13 protein-coding genes and 1 tRNA gene are annotated in these 21475 nt (G+C 68.3%); 9 read left to right on the plus strand and 5 right to left on the minus strand.

Features of this window, described 5'->3' with window-relative positions; all coding sequences use genetic code 11:
* The first annotated feature begins 76 nt into the window (after positions 1 to 76).
* Entirely contained in the window at positions 77 to 1021 is a 945-nt protein-coding gene (locus tag G582_RS16020) for a PLP-dependent cysteine synthase family protein (protein ID WP_051247015.1), read from the plus strand.
* Positions 1022 to 1207: 186 nt separating this feature from the next.
* Positions 1208 to 4186, plus strand: coding sequence for a bifunctional diguanylate cyclase/phosphodiesterase (locus tag G582_RS17225; protein WP_169380594.1), 2979 nt, complete (start codon positions 1208 to 1210; stop codon positions 4184 to 4186).
* A 90-nt stretch (positions 4187 to 4276) separates the two neighbouring features.
* Here G582_RS17225 and G582_RS0108095 read toward each other — a convergent pair.
* Positions 4277 to 4352, minus strand: a tRNA-Ala gene (locus G582_RS0108095).
* A 265-nt stretch (positions 4353 to 4617) separates the two neighbouring features.
* On the opposite strand from G582_RS0108095, the gene G582_RS0108100 reads away from it, so the two are divergent.
* Positions 4618 to 5331 carry a YfaP family protein gene (locus G582_RS0108100; RefSeq protein ID WP_169380596.1) on the plus strand — a complete coding sequence of 238 codons (714 nt, stop codon included), beginning with the start codon at positions 4618 to 4620 and terminating at the stop codon, positions 5329 to 5331.
* Between the two features lie 77 nt (positions 5332 to 5408).
* Here G582_RS0108100 and G582_RS18665 read toward each other — a convergent pair whose 3' ends face one another.
* The 4 genes from G582_RS18665 to G582_RS0108125 all read right to left on the minus strand — a co-directional run bounded on the left by G582_RS18665 (position 5409) and on the right by G582_RS0108125 (position 13007).
* Entirely contained in the window at positions 5409 to 7169 is a 1761-nt protein-coding gene (locus G582_RS18665) for a serine hydrolase (protein ID WP_083961094.1), read from the minus strand.
* Positions 7108 to 8667, minus strand: coding sequence for a serine hydrolase (locus tag G582_RS0108115; RefSeq protein WP_248642729.1), 1560 nt, complete (start codon positions 8665 to 8667; stop codon positions 7108 to 7110). Before G582_RS0108115 ends, G582_RS18665 begins: the two co-directional genes overlap by 62 nt.
* Positions 8664 to 9917, minus strand: coding sequence for a diaminopimelate decarboxylase (gene lysA / locus G582_RS0108120; RefSeq protein ID WP_038053484.1), 1254 nt, complete (start codon positions 9915 to 9917; stop codon positions 8664 to 8666). The genes G582_RS0108115 and lysA overlap by 4 nt, the downstream gene beginning before the upstream one ends.
* Before the next feature lie 84 nt (positions 9918 to 10001).
* Complete coding sequence (locus G582_RS0108125; RefSeq protein ID WP_028839409.1) at positions 10002 to 13007, minus strand: TonB-dependent receptor; 3006 nt, start codon at positions 13005 to 13007, stop codon at positions 10002 to 10004.
* Positions 13008 to 13239: 232 nt separating this feature from the next.
* Here G582_RS0108125 and G582_RS0108130 point away from each other — a divergent pair, with 232 nt between their 5' ends.
* From G582_RS0108130 to thrA, 6 genes are all read left to right on the plus strand, one after another.
* Positions 13240 to 14679, plus strand: a complete 1440-nt coding sequence (locus G582_RS0108130; protein WP_248642731.1) for an SH3 domain-containing protein — start codon at positions 13240 to 13242, stop codon at positions 14677 to 14679.
* Positions 14676 to 15782 carry a dipeptide epimerase gene (locus G582_RS0108135; RefSeq protein ID WP_028839411.1) on the plus strand — a complete coding sequence of 369 codons (1107 nt, stop codon included), beginning with the start codon at positions 14676 to 14678 and terminating at the stop codon, positions 15780 to 15782. Before G582_RS0108130 ends, G582_RS0108135 begins: the two co-directional genes overlap by 4 nt.
* Positions 15766 to 16641: a MurR/RpiR family transcriptional regulator gene (locus G582_RS0108140; RefSeq protein WP_038053433.1), complete on the plus strand. Its 876-nt coding sequence runs from the start codon at positions 15766 to 15768 to the stop codon at positions 16639 to 16641. Before G582_RS0108135 ends, G582_RS0108140 begins: the two co-directional genes overlap by 17 nt.
* Before the next feature lie 97 nt (positions 16642 to 16738).
* Positions 16739 to 17539 carry a L,D-transpeptidase family protein gene (locus G582_RS0108145; protein WP_028839413.1) on the plus strand — a complete coding sequence of 267 codons (801 nt, stop codon included), beginning with the start codon at positions 16739 to 16741 and terminating at the stop codon, positions 17537 to 17539.
* Positions 17536 to 18792, plus strand: a complete 1257-nt coding sequence (locus G582_RS0108150) for a dicarboxylate/amino acid:cation symporter (RefSeq protein ID WP_028839414.1) — start codon at positions 17536 to 17538, stop codon at positions 18790 to 18792. The genes G582_RS0108145 and G582_RS0108150 overlap by 4 nt, the downstream gene beginning before the upstream one ends.
* A gap of 195 nt (positions 18793 to 18987) precedes the next feature.
* Entirely contained in the window at positions 18988 to 21474 is a 2487-nt protein-coding gene (thrA, locus tag G582_RS0108155) for a bifunctional aspartate kinase/homoserine dehydrogenase I (protein ID WP_028839415.1), read from the plus strand.
* The last annotated feature ends 1 nt before the right edge of the window (position 21475 follow it).

Raw genomic sequence — 21475 nt, forward strand, 5'->3', positions numbered from 1 at the left:
GCACCGTTGACCTGCATCATGGGGCGGCGACCGGCGCCGGTGCAGACTGCAGGCCACCCCGCAGCGGAGCAATCCCGTGTCCACCCGCCATCCCGGCATTGCCAGCAGCATCCTCGACGCCATCGGCGATACCCCGCTGCTGGATATCGACGGCGTGCTCGCCAAGTGCGAATTCCTGAATCCGTCCGGCTCGATCAAGGCGCGCATCGCCCGCTACATCGTCGAACGCGCCGAACAGGAAGGCCTGCTCAGGCCCGGCGACACCATCGTGGAGGCTACCAGCGGCAATACCGGCAACGCCTTCTCGATGGTGGCCGCGGTCAAAGGCTACCGGATGCTGGTGGTGATGCCGGAAGGCCTGTCCAGCGAGCGGGTGGCGATTTCCCGCGCGTTCGGCGCCGAAGTGCTGTTCTGCGGCAACTTCCACGTCAATGCCGCGCTGGAACGTGCGCGCGAACTCGGCCAGCAGCCCGGCTACTTCTTCCCCGGCCAGTTCGAGAACGAATGGAACGTGGACGAGAACCGCAGCTGGCTGGGCCAGGAAATCCTTGCCCAGCTGGGCGGGCGGGTGCCGGATGCGTTCGTGCACGGGGTCGGCACCGGCGGCACGTTGATCGGCGTCGGCCAGGCGCTGCGCGCGGTGAATCCGAACGTACGCCTGTTTGCGATGGAACCTTCGGAATCGCGCACCATCCTTTGCGGCGAGGTGGCGTTGCACAAGATCGAGGGCATCTCCGACGGTTTCATTCCCGCCATCTATGCCCGTCATCGTGAGCTGGTGGATGCCACCATCAGCATCTCCAGCGAGGATGCGGTGGCGCAGATGTACGCGCTGGCACGCGAGCGCGGCCTGCTGTGCGGCCCCAGTTCCGGCGCTCATGTGCTGGCGGCGCGCCGCATCATGGCGCAGTACCCGGAACTGAAGACGGTGGTCACCATCCTCGACGACGAGGGTGAGAAATATCTGCACGATTTCCACATGCAAACCGATCCCGCACGGCAACGCGCACCGGCCGGCTAGCGAGGGCCGGGACTTCATCGCGCGCGGCCGGTTGCCAGCGCAGGGCACGTCTAGTATGAAGACCCGGTCATGGTGGCTTGCTCCACCCCGGCTGGGCAACGCTTCATTCCCTCGACGAGACCCTACGTGCTGCACAACCGGCCGCGCACATCGCTGATCCAACGGCTGTCCCTGAGCATCTGGGGATTGTTTCTCGCCCTACTGCTGCTGCTGTCCGCGCTGGGGTACCTGGCGATGCGGATGACGGCCGACAGGCTGGTGCCGATGGTTGCCCGGCACGCGGTGGAGCTGCGCGCGAATGCCAGCGAGGGCTTGTTCCTGCAGGCCGAGCAGAGCGTGCAGCGGCTGCGGGGGGAACTGCTGCTGCGGCTTACGCAGGCCGACCGCGATGCCACCCTGGCGCGCTTCGATGCGCTGTTCGCGCGCAGCGCCGACGGCCTGTGGCGGCTGCGCCCGGAGCTGGTGGATGTGCAGCGCGCGCCCACCTTGTATCTGCACCAGCCGCCGCAGGGGCTGGGCGACTCCGCGCGCCTGCGCGCCGTGGTCGCCTACGACCTGTTGCGCGAGCAGGGCCCGGCGCTGGCACCGCCGTTCTTCTCGGTCTACATGGATTTCGTCGAAGACGGGCTGATGGTCTACGCCCGCGGGGTGGACTGGGGCAGCGGCGCCGATGCTGCCGCCACCAATACCGGCTATCCGACCATGCAAGGCTCGGAGCCGCGCCGCAACCCGCAGCGCAAAGTGTTCTGGACGCCGGTCTACTTCGACAAACAAGCGGCCACCTGGATGGTCTCGGTGATCAAGCCGCTGGACTGGCAGGGCCAGTGGGTGGGCACGCTGGGACACGACGTCTCGGTGCAGACGCTGATCGACCGGAGCGCCGCCAGCCACGCTGACGAAGGCACCCAGCTGGTCATGAGCGCCGAAGGCGAGCTGATCGCACACCCGCAGCTGGCCCGACGCATCGCCGCCGCCGATGGCCAGCTCAAGATCGCCAGCCTCGACGACCCGGTGCTGGAGCAGGTGCAGCGCATGGTCGTCAAGGCCGGCACCAACAGCGGCGCCAGCCGCACCCCGGACGGCAGCCAATGGGTGGCGTGGTCGAAGATCCACGGGCCGGGCTGGTTCCAGATCTACCTGCTGCCGCAGGCGCGGATCAACAACCTGCTGATGTGGGGCACGGCCGCGCTGTTCTGCATCGGCATTGCCGGCCTGCTGCCGGCGATGTGGATGCTGCGGCGGCGCGTGCGCCGGTTGTTCGCAATCCCGCTGAAGCGGCTGGCGGTGGCGGTCGACGAACTGGGCCAGGGCCGCGATCCGCAGCCCATCGCCATGGGCAGCCGCGACGAACTCGGCAGGCTGGCCGATGCCTTCGACGACATGGTGGAGGAATTGATCCAGCAGCGCGCAATGCAGTTCGCGCACGCACAGGCGCTGCAGACCGAGATCGACGAACGCCGCCAGTTCATGACCCGGCTAGAGGAAGAACGCGCGCGCCTGCTGGCGCTGCTGGGCGCGATGAACCTGGGCATCGTGTTCGTTGGCAACGGCAACCACATCACCTATTGCAACGAGGCGTTCCTGTCGATCTGGGAGCTGCCCGAGGGCACCACGGTGGTCGGCCGCAACACCCGCGAAGCGCTGGAGATCGCCAAGCGGCGGATGACGACCCCAGAAGCGGTGCTGCCACAGCTGGAGGATTCCCTGACCCACCAGGAGCGGCCCCGGCAGCTGGAGATCCGGCTGTTGGACGATCGCGTGATCACCCACGATTCCTACCCGGTGCACGACGGCCATGGTCATTTCATCGGCCACCTGTGGGTGCAGGAGGACGTGACCCGCGAACGCCAGACCGCGGCGCAGCTGGTGCGCCTGGCCGAACATGACGCGCTGACCAACCTCTACAACCGCCACCGCTTCGGTGACGAGCTGACGCGTTTCTTCCACGACACCGAGCGCATCCCGGCCCAGGCGGCGCTGCTGTTCTTCGACCTGGACGAATTCAAGTACGTCAACGATACCTTCGGCCATCGCGCCGGCGATGCGGTGCTGAATCGGGCTGCGATCGAGCTGCGCACCCTCGTTCGCGAGGGCGACATCCTGTTCCGCCTCGGCGGCGACGAGTTCGCCGTGCTGATGCCGCATGCCAGCCAGGACGATGCCGAGCACCTGGCCGAGCGGATCGTGCGGCGCATCTCGCAGACGCCGATGGCGATGCAGGACCAGACCGTGCGCATGACCACCAGCCTGGGCATCGCGCACTACCCCACCCATGCCGGCAACGCCGAAGAGCTGGTCGCGCACGCGGATGCCGCCATGTACCAGGCCAAGCACACCGGCAAGAACCGCTGGAAGGTGTATCGCCTCGACCGCGACACCTCGCGCGAGATGGCAACCCGGCTGGCCTGGAACGACCGCATCGCGCGGGCGCTGGAGAACGGCCACCTGCAGCTGCACTTCCAGGGCGTCTATCGCGCCGGCAACGGCCACCTCGCCCATCTGGAAGCGCTGATCCGGATGGAGGACGAGACCGCGCCGGGCCAGCTGATCCTGCCCGGGCAGTTCATCGACCAGGCCGAGAAGAGCGGCAAGATCCTCGAAATCGACCGCTGGGTGGTGAACGAGGCGATCCGCCTGCTGGCCGCCCATCCGCACCTGCCGGCGATGGCCATCAACATCTCCGGCCGCTCCTTCGACGATCCCGACGTGCCCGCCTACATCAGCGCGCAGCTGCAGCGGCAGCACGTCTCGCCCAAGCGGCTGCTGGTGGAGCTGACCGAGACTTCGGCGGTGTCCGACATGGGCGATGCCGCGCGCTTCATCGCCGCGCTGCGCCGCACCGGATGCCCGATCTGCCTGGACGATTTCGGCACCGGGTTCGCGTCGTTCGCCTACCTCAAGCACCTGCAGGCCGACATCCTCAAGATCGACGGCATGTTCATCCGCGACCTGCCGCTGGAACGCGACAACCAGGTGTTCGTGCGCGCCATCATCGAGGTTGCACACGGCATGGGGAAGCAAGCCGTTGCCGAGTTCGTGGAAGACGGCAAGACCCTGCTGATGCTCCGCGAAATGGGCGTGGACATGGTCCAGGGCTACCACCTCGACCGCCCCAAGGCCGACCACCCGGCGCTGCGCGCGGGCGCGTCGGTTCTGCGGCCCTGAGCGAACCCGCCGGTCTCCCGCCTAGGCCGCTGGGAGCATCGCGGGGCCGAAAACCAAAAGCCCCAGCCGCGGACGGCTGGGGCTTGGATTTGGTGGAGCCAGGGAGGATCGAACTCCCGACCTCGTCATTGCGAACGACGCGCTCTCCCAGCTGAGCTATGGCCCCATGAGGGAATGGCGATTATACGGATGCCGCCGCGCGCTGCCAACTCCCCGCGCGCAGGGCCGCCTTGCTTGACGAACCGCCGGTGGCATGGCCCAACATTGCGCCTGCTGCGGCGATAGCGGTGAACAAGGAGGGCGGCCCCGGGAAGGCCTTGCCCAAGTCTTCTTGGCCTGCGGGGACGTCGAGCTGGGCGATGCCGAGCGCGGTTGGCGGGTGCTCAGCAACCTTGTGGAGCTGATGCCGAACGACCCCGCCAGTCTGCGTGGTGGCTTACCGGCTGCAGGAAGCTGGCCTGCAGGAAACCGCCATTGCACTGCTGCGCAAGCTGCGCGAGCTCGCCCCGGACGAACCGCAGTCATTCCGCGACCTGGCGTTGGCACTGCGTGCGCCGGCAACCTGCGCCGAAGCGCTGGCCTTGCTGGACCACGTGGTGGATGCGCCGTGGTCGCCGCGCTTCGCGGACATCGGGGTGATTGCGCTGGCAGAGCGCAACGACCTGCGTACACGCTGCCCTGCTGCGACGATCACGACCGCTGGCGACCTGCTAGCGCAGCCTCTGCCGGTGGGCCTGCGCGCCGTGCTGCGCTGGGACCTCGACGACACCGACATCGACCTGCACGTGACCGATCCGAATGGCGAGGAGGTTTATTACAGCCATCGCCTCAGCTACCAGGGCGGCACCATCTCGCGCGACTTCACCGCCGGCTACGGCCCCGAAGAGTTCATCCTGCGCAACCCCAAACCCGGCATCTACGAGGTGGCGGTGAACTACTACGGCAGCCGGCTGGCGAAGCTGACCCGCGGCGCCACCCTGAACCTGAGCCTGCAGACCGGCTTCGGCACCGCCGGCGCGCACGAGCAGACCGTCAACCTTCGCCTGCTGGAGCAGACCGGCAAGATAGTGGTGGGGCGTTTCATCGTGCACGCGGACGGCACGCTGGGGCTGACGCACGCAGGCAGCGGCAAAACCTCGCCGTGAGCCTCCACCAGCCACCGCTCACCGTTCGGGTAGTGGCGGTGTTCCGTCTGCGTTGAAGCGCAGGCGGGCGCGCCCGCTCAATCGCGCAGGAACAGCGCGCCGATCTCCAGCGCGGTCCTGTACGGCTCGGGATCGTTGCGATTCGTCAACAGCACCACGGTGAGCTGCCGCGCCGGCCAGCGCACGATGACGTTGCGGAAGCCGATGGTTTCACCGGAATGCCACAGGGTGTCGCCGGTGATGCGCCAGCCGAAACCGTAGTGCGCGTCGAAGCCCTCGCCCACCACCTTCACGTGCGGGGCGAACGCCAGCGCGCGCGAGGCGTCCGACAACAGGCGGTCGTCGTACAGCGCCGCGTCCCAGCGCGCCAGGTCGTCGATGCTCGAGTAGATGCCGCCATCGCCCAGCACCGCGCTGGTCGAACTCTGGTCGGTGCGCTGCCAACGGCCGTCGATCTCGCTGTGGCCGAAGGCCCGGTGCGGCACCTCCGGCCCGCCGGCCACATAGGCCAGGCTGCCGTGCATGCCCAGCGGCTGGAAAATGCGGCTGCGCAGGAAGTCCGGGTAGGCCATGCCCGACGCACGCTCCACGACCAGCGCCAGCAGCGCGTAGCCGCCGTTGCTGTAGCGATAGGCGCTGCCCGGTGCGAAGTACAGGCGGCTTTCCTTTTCCAGCAACGCCAGCACCCCAGCGTCGCGGATCTGCCCCTCGTACGGCTCCTGCATCAGGTCTTCGTAGTCCACCAGCCCGGAGGTGTGGGTCAGCAACTGGCGCAAGGTGATCGCGGCGGCGGCGTCCGGCAGCGTCGGCAGCCACTTGCGCGCCGGATCGTCGATGGACAGCCTGCCGTCCTGCGCCAGCAGCAGGATGGCGGCGGCGGTGAACTGCTTGCTGATCGAGGCCAGCCGGTAGGCGGTGGCCGGACCGGCTTCGATGTCGCGCGCCAGGTCGGCGCGGCCGTAACCGCGCGCCACCACCGCCGCGCCGTCCTTCAGCACCAGCAGGGAAGCGCCGGGGGCTTCACCCTCATAGCGTTGCATCAGCGCATCGATGGCGGCGTCGCGGGTCGGGGGCGCGGTCACGGGCACGTCGTAATACCGGTCGGGAGAAGGTTCTGGATCGAGGCGGAAATGCCACCACTCCTCGGGCAGGTTGACGAAACCTTCGGCAGCCATCGCATCGCGCAGCCGGTGGCGGTTGGCGCGCTGGGCGGCGCTGGCCTCGGGACTGTCGGTATTCGCGCGGGTGCCGAAGAAGTCGAAGGCGGTGCCCATGTCCAGCGGCGTGCAGGCCGCGCCCTGGGCATCGCACTGCAGCAGGGTCAGGTCGACGGTGCCGCCGCGGCTGTGCCCGGAGACCGGGGCGATGTAGACGCCGCGCAGCTGCGGCTTGTGGAGGTCGGGGTAGAACTCGGCCTTGGTGCGGAGATCGGTGGGGTCGTCCATCCAGCGCACGAACTGCGCCACCGCGCGTGCCGGGCGGTAGCAGTCGTACACGCGCAGGCGCTGGTGCCGTTTGCGCAGCGTCGCCTCCACCCGCGCCAGCGCCTGCGCCGCCTCGGGCTTGAGCCAGCAGCGCGGCGCCAGATAGCCGTCGATGGGCACGCCGACGAAGTTGTGGCTGCCGGCGTAGCGGATCTCCTGCGACAGGTCCGGCACCAGCGTGCGGATGTCCACCAAGCCGGCCTCGTCCATGCTGCGCGCGGGCGACAGCACCGGCGCTTCGCCGGCATGCAGCGGCGCGACGCAGGCCAGCAGCGCCGCCAGCAGAAATGCCCTACTCACAGCCGCGCTCCCGCACGAAGGCCAGGTCCTCGTAGTCGGAACTGAAATCACCATCGGGATTGAGCTTGGCCATGCGCAGGCGGGCCTTGCCGTCCTCGCGAGAGAACGCCAGCCAGGCATTCTCGTCCACCGCCTCGTCGTCCCAGACCAGCAGGTGGCGGCCGTCCAGGCGGCTGATCCGGCCGTGCATCTTCGGCGACTTGGCCGCGCGCCACTCCACGCCTTCGCCGACCGCGCAGATCCGCACTTCGCCGAACCACGGGTCGCGCCAGACGCCCAGCCATTCGCGCAGTTCGCTCGCTGAGACCGGCTGGCGCCGGGCGATATCCGGTAAGGCAGGCTTCGGCGCCGCGGCCGGCGGCGGCGTGGCCAGCGCGTCGGCATAGCCGGCCACGCCCAGGGACTTTTCCGGGGCGGTGAACAGCTTCAGCAGCGCGGTGCCCAGCACGGTGCGGGCACTGCCGCCGTCGCCGTTGATCATGAACACGAAGCCGGACTTGCGGTCCGGCAACAGCATCATCATCGAGTACATGCCGCCCAGCGTGCCGGTGTGCGAGACCGTCCACTCGCCGTCCACGTCGGCCAGGCGGAAGCCATAGGCATAGGCGTAGTAATGGGTGTCGTCCCACTGCCGCTTGAGCCGGGAGATCGGCATAGGAGTGCGCGCCTTCCACATCTCGGCGCGCTGCGCGTCGCCCAGCCACACCTTCTGCGCGTCCGTAGGCGCCAGCCAGCTGTTGGCCCAGACCAGCATGTCGTCCAGCGTGCAGCGAATGCCGCCGGCGGGCGCGGAGGCAATCGCCGGGACGATATCGGCATCGCCGCGGGTGCGCACGATCGCATCGCCATCGCGCCCGTGCGGCTGCGCCACGCTGCCGGCATCCTTCAGCGCGAACTCGCCGACGCGGCAGCCTTGCAGTCCCAGCGGCGCGAACAGCTCGCGCCGCACCAGCTCTTCGTAGGATGCGCCGCCTGCCGCGGCAGCCACTTGCCCGGCCACCACGTACAGCAGGTTGTCGTAGGCATAGCCGGCGCGGAACCCGTAGGCCGGCTTGATGTGGCGCAGCCCGCGCACGATGTCATCGCGATCGAACAGATTGGGCTCGGGCCACAGCATCAGGTCGCCGCCACCTTCGGGCAGGCCGCTGTTGTGCACCAGCAGGTCGCTGACCGTCATGTGCGCGGTCACCCATGGGTCGTGCATGGCGAATGCCGGCAGGTGCTTCACCACTGGGTCGTCCCACTGCAACCTGCCCTGCTGCACCAGCCGCGCCAGCACTGCGGCCGTCATCGCCTTGCTGTTGGAGGCGATCTTGAACAGGGTCTTCTCCGTCACCGGATCACCGCTGCCATGCACGGTTTCGCCGTAGCCGCGGGCGAAGACCACCTTGCCGTCTTCGATCACGCCCACCGCGATACCCGGCAGGCGATAGCGGGCGATGAGCTGACGCACGCTGGCGTCGATGGCCTGCGGGCCCGGCCCTGCCGGCGCTGCGGCGGATGCGGCGGCCGGCAGCAGCAGGGCCAGCAACAGGACAAGGGCGGGCTTCATGCGCTTTTCCATTCGTTCGCGGGGCGTTCGTCGGCGATCATCGCATCGAAGTCCTGGCGCTTGCGGATCAACGCGTAACGGCCGTCCTCAACCAGCACTTCCGCCGCCAGCGGGCGCGAATTGTAGGTCGATGCCATCGACGCGCCATAGGCTCCCGCGCCGAGGATGGCGACCAGGTCGCCGGCCTCGCAGTGCGGCATCTCGCGTTGCTGGGCGAAGGTGTCCCCGGTCTCGCAGACTGGCCCGACCACGTCGTAGGCCACCTGCTCGCGACCGGCGTCGCCACCGACCCGCACGATGTCGTGCCAAGCCTCGTACAGGCTGGGCCGCAGCAGGTCGTTCATGCCAGCGTCCAGCATCAGGAAGCGACGCGCGCGGCCCTGTTTTTCCAGCACCACGCGGGTCAGCAGCAGTCCGGCTTCCGCCACCAGCCAGCGGCCGGGCTCCACCAAGATGCGGCCAGTGAACCCAGCCAGCGCCTCGCGGATCGCGGCCGCGTACTCGGCCGCATCCGGCGCCACTTCGCCATCGCGGTAGCGCACGCCGAGGCCACCCCCGACATCGATGCTGGCGATGGCATGGCCGGCGGCTGCCAACTCACGCCAGAACGCGGCCATCCGCTGCAGCGCCTCGCGCACCGGCTGCAGGCTCAACAGCTGCGAACCAATATGCATGTGCAATCCGTCCAGGCGCACGTTTGGCCACTGCGCGGCGCCATCGAACCACGCCCGCGCTTCGTCGGTCGGGACGCCGAACTTGTTCTCCGCCTTGCCGGTGGAAATCTTGGCGTGGGTCAGCGCGTCCACGTCGGGATTGATCCGCACCGAGGCCACCGCGATGCATCCGCGGGCGGCGGCGATGCGCTGGATGGCGTCCAGCTCCGCGCGCGACTCCACGTTGAAGCGGCCGATGCCCGCCGCCAGCGCTGCGTCGATCTCGGCATCGGTCTTGCCGACCCCCGAGAACACGATGTCGGCGGCGGCGATGCCGGCACGCAGCGCGCGTTCCAGCTCGCCACCGGAGACGATGTCGGCGCCCGCGCCTTCGGCAGCGAGCAACTGCAGGATCGCGCCGTTGCCGTTGGCCTTGACCGCATAGCGGATGCCGGCATCCAGTCCGGCCAGCGCACCGCGCATCGCGCGAACACGTTCACGGATCGCCGGCGCCGAATACACGTATAGCGGCGTACCCTCGCGCGCGGCCAATGCCGCCAGTGTCACGCCCTCCAGGGTGCCCGTTATCGCGTCCATCCAGCGCACTTCCATCTGATCAAAAAAAAAGGGCGGCCCGGCAAAGGGCCGCCTCCAGGGGAACAGCAACCAGTTCTCGACGGATCAGAAGTTGTAGGTCACAACCAGGTTCATGTAGCGCGGCGACTGCCAGACCGTGGCCTGCCCGAAGTACGGCATCACCACGCCGGGGGTGCTTTCGTGGCGCGAATGCACGTTGACGGCGGTCTGGTTGTTGAGCAGGTTGTAGACGGAGAAGCGCGCCTTGAGGTCGACGCCTTCCACCGGCAGGGTCCACGTCACATTGGCGTTCAGGTCGGTGACCCAAGGCATGCGGCCAAAGGCCCCCCGCTCCGAATAGGTCAGCTGGCGCGTTGCCCACTTGGAACAGTCGTTGCTGGCGGACTGCTCACACAGCCAACCCGAGCCACCGCCGCTGAACTCGCCGGAACCGCCCGCCGCCCGGTTGTCGTTGGGCCAGACCACGCCGAACGCGGTGATCGGGCCACCCGAACGCGCGGCCAACGTGGCGCCGAAACTCCACATGTCATTCAGCTTGAAGCTGCCGCGCAGCTTGATCTGGTGGCGGAAGTCGTTGAACAGCACGCCGTGACGCTCGTTCACCGCCGGGTGGTCGTAGTACTGCACCAGGTTGGTGTCGGCATAGCCGGTATCGGAGTTCACCGGGCCTTCGATATTGCCCTCGCTGCGGGACCACAGGTAGCTGGCGTTGAACGCCCACTTGTCGTCCCACGCACGATCGAGCTGGAACTCCACCGCCTTGTAGGTGCGCTTGGGCTTCTTGTAGCCCATGATCGCGCCGCTGCCCAATGCCTTGTAGCCGTCCTTCGAACTGTCGAAGGTCACCCAGTCATTGGTGGTGGGGCACCACAACGTGGTGGTTTCGCCCGGGTTGATGATCGGCCAGTCGCCGGAGTACCAGGGGCAGCCTTCGACATGATTGATGCGCACGTCTTCCACCGAGCGCGTCATCCGCCGGTAGGTGGCATTGACGCCGTACGACCACGCCGGGTTGATGGCGCGCTGGAACCCGAGGATGAACTCATCCTGGAACACCATCTTCAGGTCCCGCGCCACGGCGGTGCGGAAGTCCTGCGGTGCGGGGACGTTGCCGCTGGTATTGATGCCGCCGATCTGCGCGCCGAGGATCGGCAGCAGGTAGGTGCCCGCCACCGGATGCTGCATCTGTTGCCAGCCCTCAAGCACGTAGTAGGTGTGTTCGTCGGTGGTGCCCGCGAAGTAGTCAGGCAGCTTGTTGGTCAGCGGCAGGTAGTAGCGGCCGGCGTTGCCGAACACCTTGGTCGAACCATCGCCCATCACATCCCAGCTGAAGCCCAGGCGCGGGGAAAGCATGTCGGAGAAGTCAGCCTTCGCAAAGGTCACGCCCGAGGCGTACTTGTTGTGGAACTTGTCGGCGCGCAGCCCCAGGCTCAACAACAGATTGGGGGTCACGTTCCAGTTGTCTTCCAGGTAAAGCGCTTCCGCCTCCGTGGTGACCGGCGTGCCCGTGAGGTAACGGCGTGCATCCACGATCGCCGTGGCGCCCGCGGGAATGACGGTGCCGTTGAGTGCGCTGCCGGCGGTAGCGCCTTGCACCTGGTAGCTGCGGCCATCACCCGGATAGCGCACCGAACTGGCTGAGTCCATCACCTCGCGGTCCACGCCGAACCGCAACAAGTGGTCGCCCAGCGCCCATTCGAAATCCAACCGGGCCGCCTCGCGCTTGTCAAAGCGCGTGCCGACGCTGCTTTCGGTCGGGTGGCAACCTTCCGGCGTGGTTTCGTCACCGAACTTCTTGGTGTAGGTGCTCGAACGCGTCACGATGCTGCAATCGGCGTCCTGGGTGCTGCTGTTGGCGGCACTGCGCTTGTTCACGCCGTACATCGCCTTGGCGGTGAAGTTGTCGCCGAAATGGCCGGTATAGGTGAGCGACCAGTTTTTGCCGCCGGAGTCCGCGATGCTGTCGCCCTTCAGGCTGTCCAACGTGTCCGCAGCCCAGGTGTAGCGATAGACGTCAGTCGTCGATTCGGCCTTGTCCGAAAACGCCAGCAACTCGAGCAGATGGTCGTCGTTGATGTGCCAGTCCAGCTTGCCGCCCCAGAAACCGTTGTCCCGGCGCGTCAGCCAAGCGGCAGCGGCGTCGTAGTCCTTGGAGTTGTTGTCGCGTTTTTCGTACATCGCGAAGAAGAACAGCTTGTCCTGCACGATCGGCCCGGACGCCCACACGTTGGTCTTGAAAAGCGGGCTGGTGTCGCGACTGGTGCGGTTGCGTTCGTCCAGCGTGCCGTCGGTGTGGAAGTGGTCCTTTCTTTCCGAAGCCCAGTCCGCCGGCTCCAGCGTCACTTCCATACCTGCCTTGAACTCGTTGCCGCCGGAGCGGGTCACCGCACTGATGACGCCGCCCGTGCTGCGGCCGAACTCGGCCGAGTAGCCGCCGGTCTTGACCTGGAATTCCTTGTAGAACGCGAACGGCACGGACGAGAAGCCCTGGCGCCGATAGGGGTCGGTCACATTCAGACCATTGATGTACGCGGCGTTTTCCGCCACCGACGAACCACCGAAGGTCAAACCCCCGAAGGTGGCGCCCGATGCGACCACGCCGGGCGCAAGCAGCGCCACCGCGCCAATGCTCTGGTCGACCGGCATCCGCGCCAGCTCTTCGCGGCTGATGTTGGTCGAAGTCTCGGTGGAATAGACATCAACGCGGTTGACCACGCGTGAGCCCACCACCTGCACTGCATCCAGATTGGTCAGGTTGCCTTCATTGCCAAGATTGACCGTGGTGGTGCCACCCAGCGACACGTTCACCGCCAGTGCCTGGCCCACGTCCTCGCCTGCGCGCTTGAGCCGCAGGCTGTAATCGCCCACCGGCAGTTGGCTGACGCGATAGCTGCCGTCACCGCCAACGGTCACCGTGCGGCTGGCACCGGTGGCGTTGTTGACCAGCACCACCTGGTCGCCGGCGCTGGCGCGACCGGCCACGGCACCAGTGGCGCTCTGCGCGAAGACCGGCGAGGCTGCCAGCGATGTCAGGCACATGCCCATCGCGATACTGAGTACGGACTTGCGCAAATTGCGGGTGCTGCTCATAACCTCTCCCCGGTCGATGATTGAGTTGTTCTGGTGCCGCGGCGCGCGGGATTCCCGCCCCTCGCCCGCCGCCGGCAGCGACTGTCGTGGCTGTGTAACACGCTGGGAAAATATGGTCAATAATTTATTCTTGGCGTATAACAACCACGAATCAGATATTCCGCAGTGCACAATCCGCAACACCGCCCGCAGTGCCTTCACCCGGCTGCGTGCTCCACCTGAAGGAGTCGGAATGACACCCACGCGATCCCCGCGCGCCGGCATGCCGGCCGCACGCCTGCTGGCACTGGCGCTGGCATTGGCAGCCCTGCCCGGCACCGGCATGGCGCGCACGCCGCAGGCCAACCCACTGCCGGCGCCTGCGCACGGCGTCGTCGGCGTCGCGGACGCCCAGCTCACCCCGGATTTCTGGATCGCCCGCGCCAAGGCGCCGGACGCACTACTGCTTGCGAACCCCGCCATCGACGCCCGCAACGCGCGGCTGCTGCGCGAAGACACCTCGATGCACGACCTGTCCGCGCTGCCGGCCACGCTGGCGCGCGCGCAGGTTACCGGCTGGATCACCGACCTGGCCTCGCCGCCAACCCGCGCCCTGTGGGACGAGGCCGGCCAGCCGGTGGCGAAGGCGACGCTCGACGCCATCGTCGCCAACCGCGCGCTTGACGCCGTCCCCGCCAGCCAGCCGACGCGTTTCGGCATGGCCGTCCATCGCGCCTCGCTGCGCGCGTTTCCCTCCGCGCTGCGGGTGTTCAACAGCGACGACGACGCCGACATCGACCGTTTCCAGGAAAGCGCGCTGTTCCCGGGCGATGCGGTGGTGATCGCGCACGCCAGCGCCGACGGCCGCTGGCTGTTCGTGGTCAGTCCGCGCTACGCCGCCTGGGTGGAAGCCGCGGCCATCGCGGCGGGCAGCCGCGAGGCCGTGCTGGGCTACGCGCAGCGCGCACCGTACCGGGTGATCACCGGCGCCAAGCCGCGCACCGTGTTCACCCGCGAGGAGCCGCGCCTGTCGGAACTGCAGCTGGACATGGGCACGCGCGTGCCGCTGGCACAGGCCGCGCCGGACCAGCCGATCAACGGCCAGCATCCGTACAGCGCGTGGACGCTGGAGCTGCCGGTGCGCAACGCCGACGGCAGCCTGGCGTTCGCGCCGGCGCTGTTGCCGCGCATCGAGGACAGCCGCGCCGACTACCTGCCGCTGACCCGCGCCAACCTGATCCGGCAGGCGTTCAAGTTCCTGGGCGAGCGCTATGGCTGGGGCCATGCCTACAACGCCCGCGACTGCAGCGGCTTCGTCTCCGAGGTCTACCGCAGCATGGGCGTGCAGCTGCCGCGCAATACCAGTGCGCAGGCGGTCAGCCCGGTGTTCGCGCGCACCCGCTTCGCGCCGGAGGACGGTCGCGACAAGCGCATGGCGGCGGTCAGGGCACTGCAGGTCGGTGACCTGATCTACATCCCCGGCCACGTGATGATGTACATCGGCGACATCGACGGCATGCCCTACGTGATCCACGACACCAACGGCGGCACCGTGCTCGGCGCGGACGACCAGCCGCATTCGCTGCGCCTCAACGGGGTTTCGGTCACCCCGCTGCTGCCGCTGCGCTTCGGCAAGGACCACGACTACGTCGACCGCATCACCAACATCGTCAAGGTGGCAGCCACCCAATGAAGATCACTGACATCCGCTTCGGCATGCTGCGCGTGCCGCTGAAAACCCCGTTCAAGACCGCACTGCGCACCGTCGAGCAGGTAGAGGACGTGGTGGTGATGGTGCATACCGACGATGGCCACGTCGGCTACGGCAGCGCGCCCGCCACCGCGGTCATCACCGGCGACACCCATGGCTCCATCGTCGAGGCGGTGCGCCACTACATCGCGCCGCGCCTGATAGGCCACGAGATCGCCAACCTCAACCACCTCACCCACCTGGTGCAGGGCGCGATGGAGAAGAACACCAGCGCCAAAGCGGCGGTGGAGATCGCCCTGTACGACCTGTGGGGCCAGCTGTACCGCGCGCCGATCTACCAGCTGCTGGGCGGCGGCGACCCGGCCATCACCACCGACATCACCATCAGCGTGGACTACATCGACAAGATGGTGGCGGACTCGCTGGCGGCGGTGGAGCGCGGCTTCGAGTCGCTGAAGATCAAGGTAGGCAAGGACATCGGCGTGGACATCGAGCGCACCAAGGCGATCCATGCCGCGGTGGAAGGCCGTGCCCTGCTGCGGCTGGATGCCAACCAGGGCTGGACCGCCAAGCAGGCGGTGTATGCGCTGCAGACGCTGGAAGACGCCGGGGTCAAGCTCGAGCTGGTCGAACAGCCGGTCAAGGCGCACGACCTGGCCGGGCTGCGCTACGTCACCGAACGCGTGCATACGCCGGTGATGGCCGACGAAAGCGTGTTCGGCCCGCGCGAGGTAGTGGAGCTGATCCGCATGCGCGCCGCCGACATCGTCAACATCAAGCTGATGAAGACCGGCGGGATTTCCAACGCGGTCAAGATCGCAGATATTTGCAGCCTGTACGGGATCGACTGCATGATCGGCTGCATGCTGGAATCCAGTATTGGCGTCGCCGCCGCCGTGCATCTGGCGGTGGCGAAATCGGACGTGATCAGCAAGGTGGACCTCGACGGACCATCGCTGTGCCGCTTCGACCCGGTGCAGAGCGGCGTGATATTCAACGAATCGGAGATCAGCGTGACCGACGCACCCGGCCTTGGCATCCGCCACATCGAAGGCCTCGCGCCCGCGCATGACCTGGCCGCCTGAGGCGATCCCGGTGGGCACGGCGCTGGTCAAGATCCGCTCCGAGCGCGACCGCATGTCGGCGATCGAGCGGCGCATCGCCGACTTCATCGTCGAGAACGCCCAGCTGATGCGCGACTACTCCTCGCAGCACCTGGCCAACGCGCTGGGCATCAGCCAGTCCAGCGTGGTCAAGTTCTGCCAGAAGCTGGGCTTCAAGGGCTATCCGGACCTGAAGCTGGCGATCAACGAGGCGGTGATCCGCGCCGACAGCAACGGCAGCGCGCAGCCGCAGCCGCAGGATGCCTCGCAAGCCGCCGCGCAGGGCTACGGCCTGTGGCTGCGCAAGTCGGAGGCCGAAGAAGCCACCCGCCTGATCAACCCGCCCGGCACGCTGACCGCCGTCGCCGAGGCGATCGGGCGCGCCGGCACCGTGTTCATCATCGGCCAGGGCGAAGACGACCTGCACGCGCGCACGCTGGCACTGCGGCTGGCGCAGCTGGGCATCCTCACCGTGCACAACTTCGACGCCGCACACATGACCGCCAGCCTGTCCGCGGCCAGGCCGGACGACGTGTTGCTGGCGTTCTCCGAGCACGGCCAGCAGCCCGTGCTGGGTCAGCTGGCGCGGCACATGCGCAGCCAGCGCGGCAAGGTGGTCACCATCACCCGCCACAGCGCCAACGCCCTGCGCGCGCAGGCCGATCTGGCGATGCTGGTGTCCGCGCACGACGAGCGTACGCACATCGAACCCCTGCTCTACCACTCGGCCATGCAGCACCTGCTCGACCGGCTGTTCATCCGCCTGTACGAGGCCGACGGCGCGCGCCGCACCCGCCTGCAGGAAACGCTGGAGCGCATCCAGCCGCTGCTGGATCCGTGATGGCCCTGGCTCGTCTTGCACAGGTGATGACGGCATTCCCGCGCAGCCGGAAACCTCCGGCAAAAGCCCGCTACGATTCCACAATTCCCCGGACCCCATGACGATGCCGATCCGCCGCACCGCCACCGCCCTGCTCGCCCTGTCGCTTGCCGCCTGCGCCCATCGCAGCGCACTCCCCTCTGCAGATGCGCGCAACTGGGCGGACGCGCAGCAGATGGTGTTGGTGACCTCCGCCGACTGGGACGCCCCCGGCGGCGAGCTGCGCCGCTTCGAGCGCAACGGCGGGGGCGACGGCTGGAAGCAGATCGGCGAAACGGTGCCGGTGACCCTGGGCCGCAACGGCAGCGGCTGGGGCCTCGGCCTGAATCCGCAGCGCGGCGACGGCCCGGTCAAGCGCGAGGGCGACGGCAAGGCGCCGGCCGGCGTGTTCGCCGTCGGCACCGCGTTCGGCTACGCCGACAGCGCGAACACCGGGCTGCGCTACCAGGCAATGACAACCAATGACTGGTGCATCGACGTGCCGGCGTCGAACTACTACAACAAGATCATCGACCGCAGCACGGTCAAGGCACCGTACCTCGACCAGTCCAGCGAGCCGATGCGCCGCGATATCCACGCCGATGGCGACCAGCGCTACCGCGAAGGGTTCGTGATCGAACACAACCAGGGCGGCACCGCGCGCCAGGGCGGCAGCTGCATCTTCGCCCACCTGTGGAAGGCGCCCGGGGAGGCCACCGCCGGCTGCACCGCGATGGCGCCGGCCAGCATGGACGCGCTGCTGGCTTGGCTGGATGCGCGCCGCAAGCCGGTGTTCGTGCTGCTGCCCAACGCCCAGTACGCGGCGCTGAGACAGGACTGGAAACTGCCGGAAATCACCGCGCCGGAGGCCCGCCCGTGAGCCAGACCGCACGCGTGCTGACCGGCCTCGTCGCCGGCATCGTCCTCGGCATCCTGCTGGCGTGGCTGGCACCGGACACCGGCCTGCGGATCGCCGCCGTAGTCGAGCCGTTCGGCAAGCTCTGGCTCAACGCCCTGCAGATGACCGTGGTGCCGCTGGTGTTCGCGCTGGTGGTGGTGGGCATCAATCAGGCCAGCGACGCCGCTCATTCCGGGCGGGTGGCGCGGCAGGCCATCATCAGCTTCGTGGTGCTGCTGTCCGCCGCCGCGGCGATGACCGCGGTGCTGGCGCCGCTGGCGCTGTCGATGCTGCAGCCCGATCCGGCCGTCGCCGCCGCGCTGCGCGGCCATGCGCAGGACATCGTCCCCCGGGCCGGCGGCTGGGCCGAGGCGCTGGTGGCCTTGGTGCCAAGCAATGCCGTCTCCGCCGCCGCCGCCTCGGCGATGCTGCCGCTGGTGACGTTCGCGTTGTTCTTCGGCTTTGCCCTGACCCGCCTTGCGCCCGAGCCGCGCGCGCAGGTGGTGGGCCTGCTGAAGGCGATCAGCGACGCGATGATCGTGATCGTGCACTGGGTGCTGTGGGCCGCGCCGGTGGGCATCTTCGCGCTGGTGCTGGCGCTGACCGCGCGCGCCGGCCTCGGCATGCTGCAGGCGCTGGGCATCTACATCCTGCTGGAATGCGCGCTTTACGTGCTGGCGGTGGTGCTGCTGATCGCGGTGGCGGTCATCGTGGGCAAGCGCCGCTTCCGCCACTTCATGGCCGGGCTGGTGCCGGTGCAGGTGGTCGCGGCCAGCACGCAGTCGTCGCTGGCCACGCTGCCGGCAATGCTGGACAGCGCGCAGAACCGGCTGGGCATCCCCGCCCGCGTGTCCGGGCTGGTGCTGCCGATGGCGGTCTCGCTGTTCCGCATCACCTCGCCGATCCAGTACATCGCCACTGCCTGCTTCATCGCCTGGGCGCTGGGCGTCGAACTCACCACCGCGCAGCTGGCCACCGGCGTCGGGTTGAGCGTGCTGGTCAGCATGGGCTCGGTGGGTCTGCCGGGCCAGGCGATCTTCCTTGCCACCAACCTGCCGATCACCCAAGCCATGGGCCTGCCGATTGCCGCGCTGCCGGTACTGATGGCGGTCGATGCCATCCCCGACGTGCTGGCGACGGTGGGCAACGTCACCGGCGACATGACCGCCACGGCGGTGGTGGCGGCGCGGAATGGGGAAGCGGAGCAATCGGTTCCATCCGAAACCGCCGCTTGACAATTTTCGTTGCAGTGCAGCAGAGTCGGCCCATGTCCTGCCGCATGACCACCACCACGACCATTACCACCGGTACCACGCCGGTGCGGTCGGTCATGCCTGGATAACCCATCCCAGACACACGGCCCCCCGCAGCAGAGATGGCGGGGTGCGAATCCCGACTCGACGCGACGCGGGGCTTCCACCGGAGGCTCCATGGATTCGTCGCCGCTCGATCCGTCCAAACCCGTTTGCCGCGCGCACAAGTTCGGCGGCAGTTCGCTGGCCGATGCCGGGCGCATCCGCCATGTCGCCGACCTGCTGCTGGCGGATACCGCCTCGCGACAGATCGCGATCACCTCCGCGATGCACGGCACCACCAATGCGCTGGTCGCACTGGGCGATGCGGCCACTGCCGGCGCCGAATGGCAGGACGCGCTCCATGCCCTGCGCCTGCGCCACTGCGACACCGCGCGTGCATTGCTGGCGCATCCGGATGCGATGCTGGCGCGGATCGACGTGTTCTGCGGCGAACTGAGCGACCTGCTGCGCGCCAGCTCGCTGCTGCGCCAGCCGGGCCGCACCGCGCTGGAGCGCATCCACGGCATGGGCGAAGTGCTGTCGACGTCGCTGCTGCATGCGCACCTGCTCGAACGCGGCGGCGACTACGCCCTGCTGGACGCGCGCGAGGTACTGGTGGTGCGCCATACCGACCTCGGCGCGGTGGTGGACTGGGAGGCCAGCGCGGCGCTGCTGGCCGACTGGCGCGCGCGCCACCCGCAGGCGCGGGTCAACGTGACCGGCTATGTCGCCCGCGACGAACACGGCCTGCCCACCACGCTGGGCCGCAACGGCAGCGACTACTCCGCGGCGATCTTCGCCAGCCTGTTCGAGGCCGACGAGCTGCATATCTGGAGCGATGTCGATGGGGTGCTTTCTGCCGATCCGCGGATCGTGCCGGAAGCGGTACCGCTGACCGCGATGAGCTATCGCGAGGCCTGCGAGCTGGCCTACTTCGGCGCCAAAGTCATCCACCCGCAGACGATGACCCCGGCCATCGCGCGCCGCCTGCCGATCCTGATGCGCAACACCTTCCGTCCCGATTTCCCCGGCACCCGCATCGACGCCGATGGCGACCGCAGTGCCGCCGGCCCGGTGAAGGGACTCACCCTGGGCGGCGACCTGGCGCTGGTGTGCCTGGAAGGCGCGGGCCTGATCGGCGTGCCCGGCACCGCCGAGCGCGTGTTCGCGGCGCTGCATGCCGCGCACATCTCGGTGGTGATGATTTCGCAGGGCAGCTCCGAGCATTCGATCTGCTGCGTGGTCCACCAGCGCGAAGCCGCGGCCGCCCGCGACGCCCTGCGCGAAGCATTCGCCCGCGAACTGGCCGGCGCACAGGTGCAGGGCGTGACGATGCTGGCCGGCATCAGCGTGCTGGCCGCGGTGGGCGACGGTATGGCCGGCACGCCGGGCGTGGCGGCGCGGATGTTCGACGCGCTGGCGCGCGCGCGGGTCAACATCCGCGCGATCGCGCAGGGCGCGTCCGAGCGCAACATCTCGGTGGCGATCGACTCCAATGATGCCGCGCGCGCGCTGCGCGCCGTGCACGCTGCGTTCTGGCTGTCGCCGCAGACCATTGCGCTGGCGGTAATCGGCCCCGGCAAGGTCGGCAGCGCCCTGCTCGACCAGCTGCAGGCGGCGCTGCCGCGGCTGCGCGAGCGCCACAACATCGACCTGCGCCTGCGCGCGCTGGCCAGCCGGAACTCGCTGTGGCTGTGCGAACACGGCGCAGATGCCGACTGGCGCACGCGCATGCAGTCCGCGCCGTCCGCGGACGGCCTCGATAATCTAGCCGCACATCTGCTGGAAGCGCACCTGCCGCATGCCGTGGTCATCGACTGCAGCGCCAGCGACGGCGTGGCGCAGCGCTATCCGGAATGGCTGGCAGCCGGCATCCACGTCATCACCCCCAACAAACAGGCCGGCGCCGGGCCGATGGAACGCTATGAAGCAATCCGCGCAGCGAAGGCAAAAAGCGGCGCGCGCTTCCGCTACGAGGCCACGGTGGGCGCCGGGCTGCCGGTGATCTCCACCCTGCGCGACCTGCTGGATACCGGCGACGAACTGCTGGCCATCGAGGGCATCTTCTCCGGCACCCTGGCGTGGCTGTTCAACATGTTCGACGGCAGCAAGCCCTTCTCCACGCTGGTGCGCGAGGCGCATGCGCTGGGCTACACCGAACCCGACCCGCGCGACGATCTCTCGGGCACCGACGTGGCGCGCAAGCTGGTGATCCTGGCGCGCGAATCCGGCATGCCGCTGTCACTGGCCAACGTGCAGGTGGAAAGCCTGGTGCCGGAAGCCCTGCGCGGCGCCGACCGCGACGCCTTCATGGCCGGGCTGGAAACGCTGGACGCGCCGATGCGGGCGCGCTTGGAGGCCGCCCGCGCCAGCGGCTGCGTGCTTCGATATGTCGCGCGGTTGGAGCGTGATTGCAAGGCGTCCGTTGCGCTGCGCGAGCTTCCCGCCGACCATGCCTTCGCCCACCTGCGCCTGACGGACAACTGCGTGTCGTTCACCACTCGCCGCTACTGCGACAACCCGCTGGTCGTGCAAGGCCCCGGCGCCGGGCCGGAAGTCACCGCCGCGGGCGTGTTTTCCGACCTGCTGCGGCTGGCCGCCGCGCTGGGAGCCAAGCTGTGAG

It is taken from the genome of Thermomonas fusca DSM 15424, from assembly GCF_000423885.1.
Classification (GTDB): domain Bacteria; phylum Pseudomonadota; class Gammaproteobacteria; order Xanthomonadales; family Xanthomonadaceae; genus Thermomonas; species Thermomonas fusca.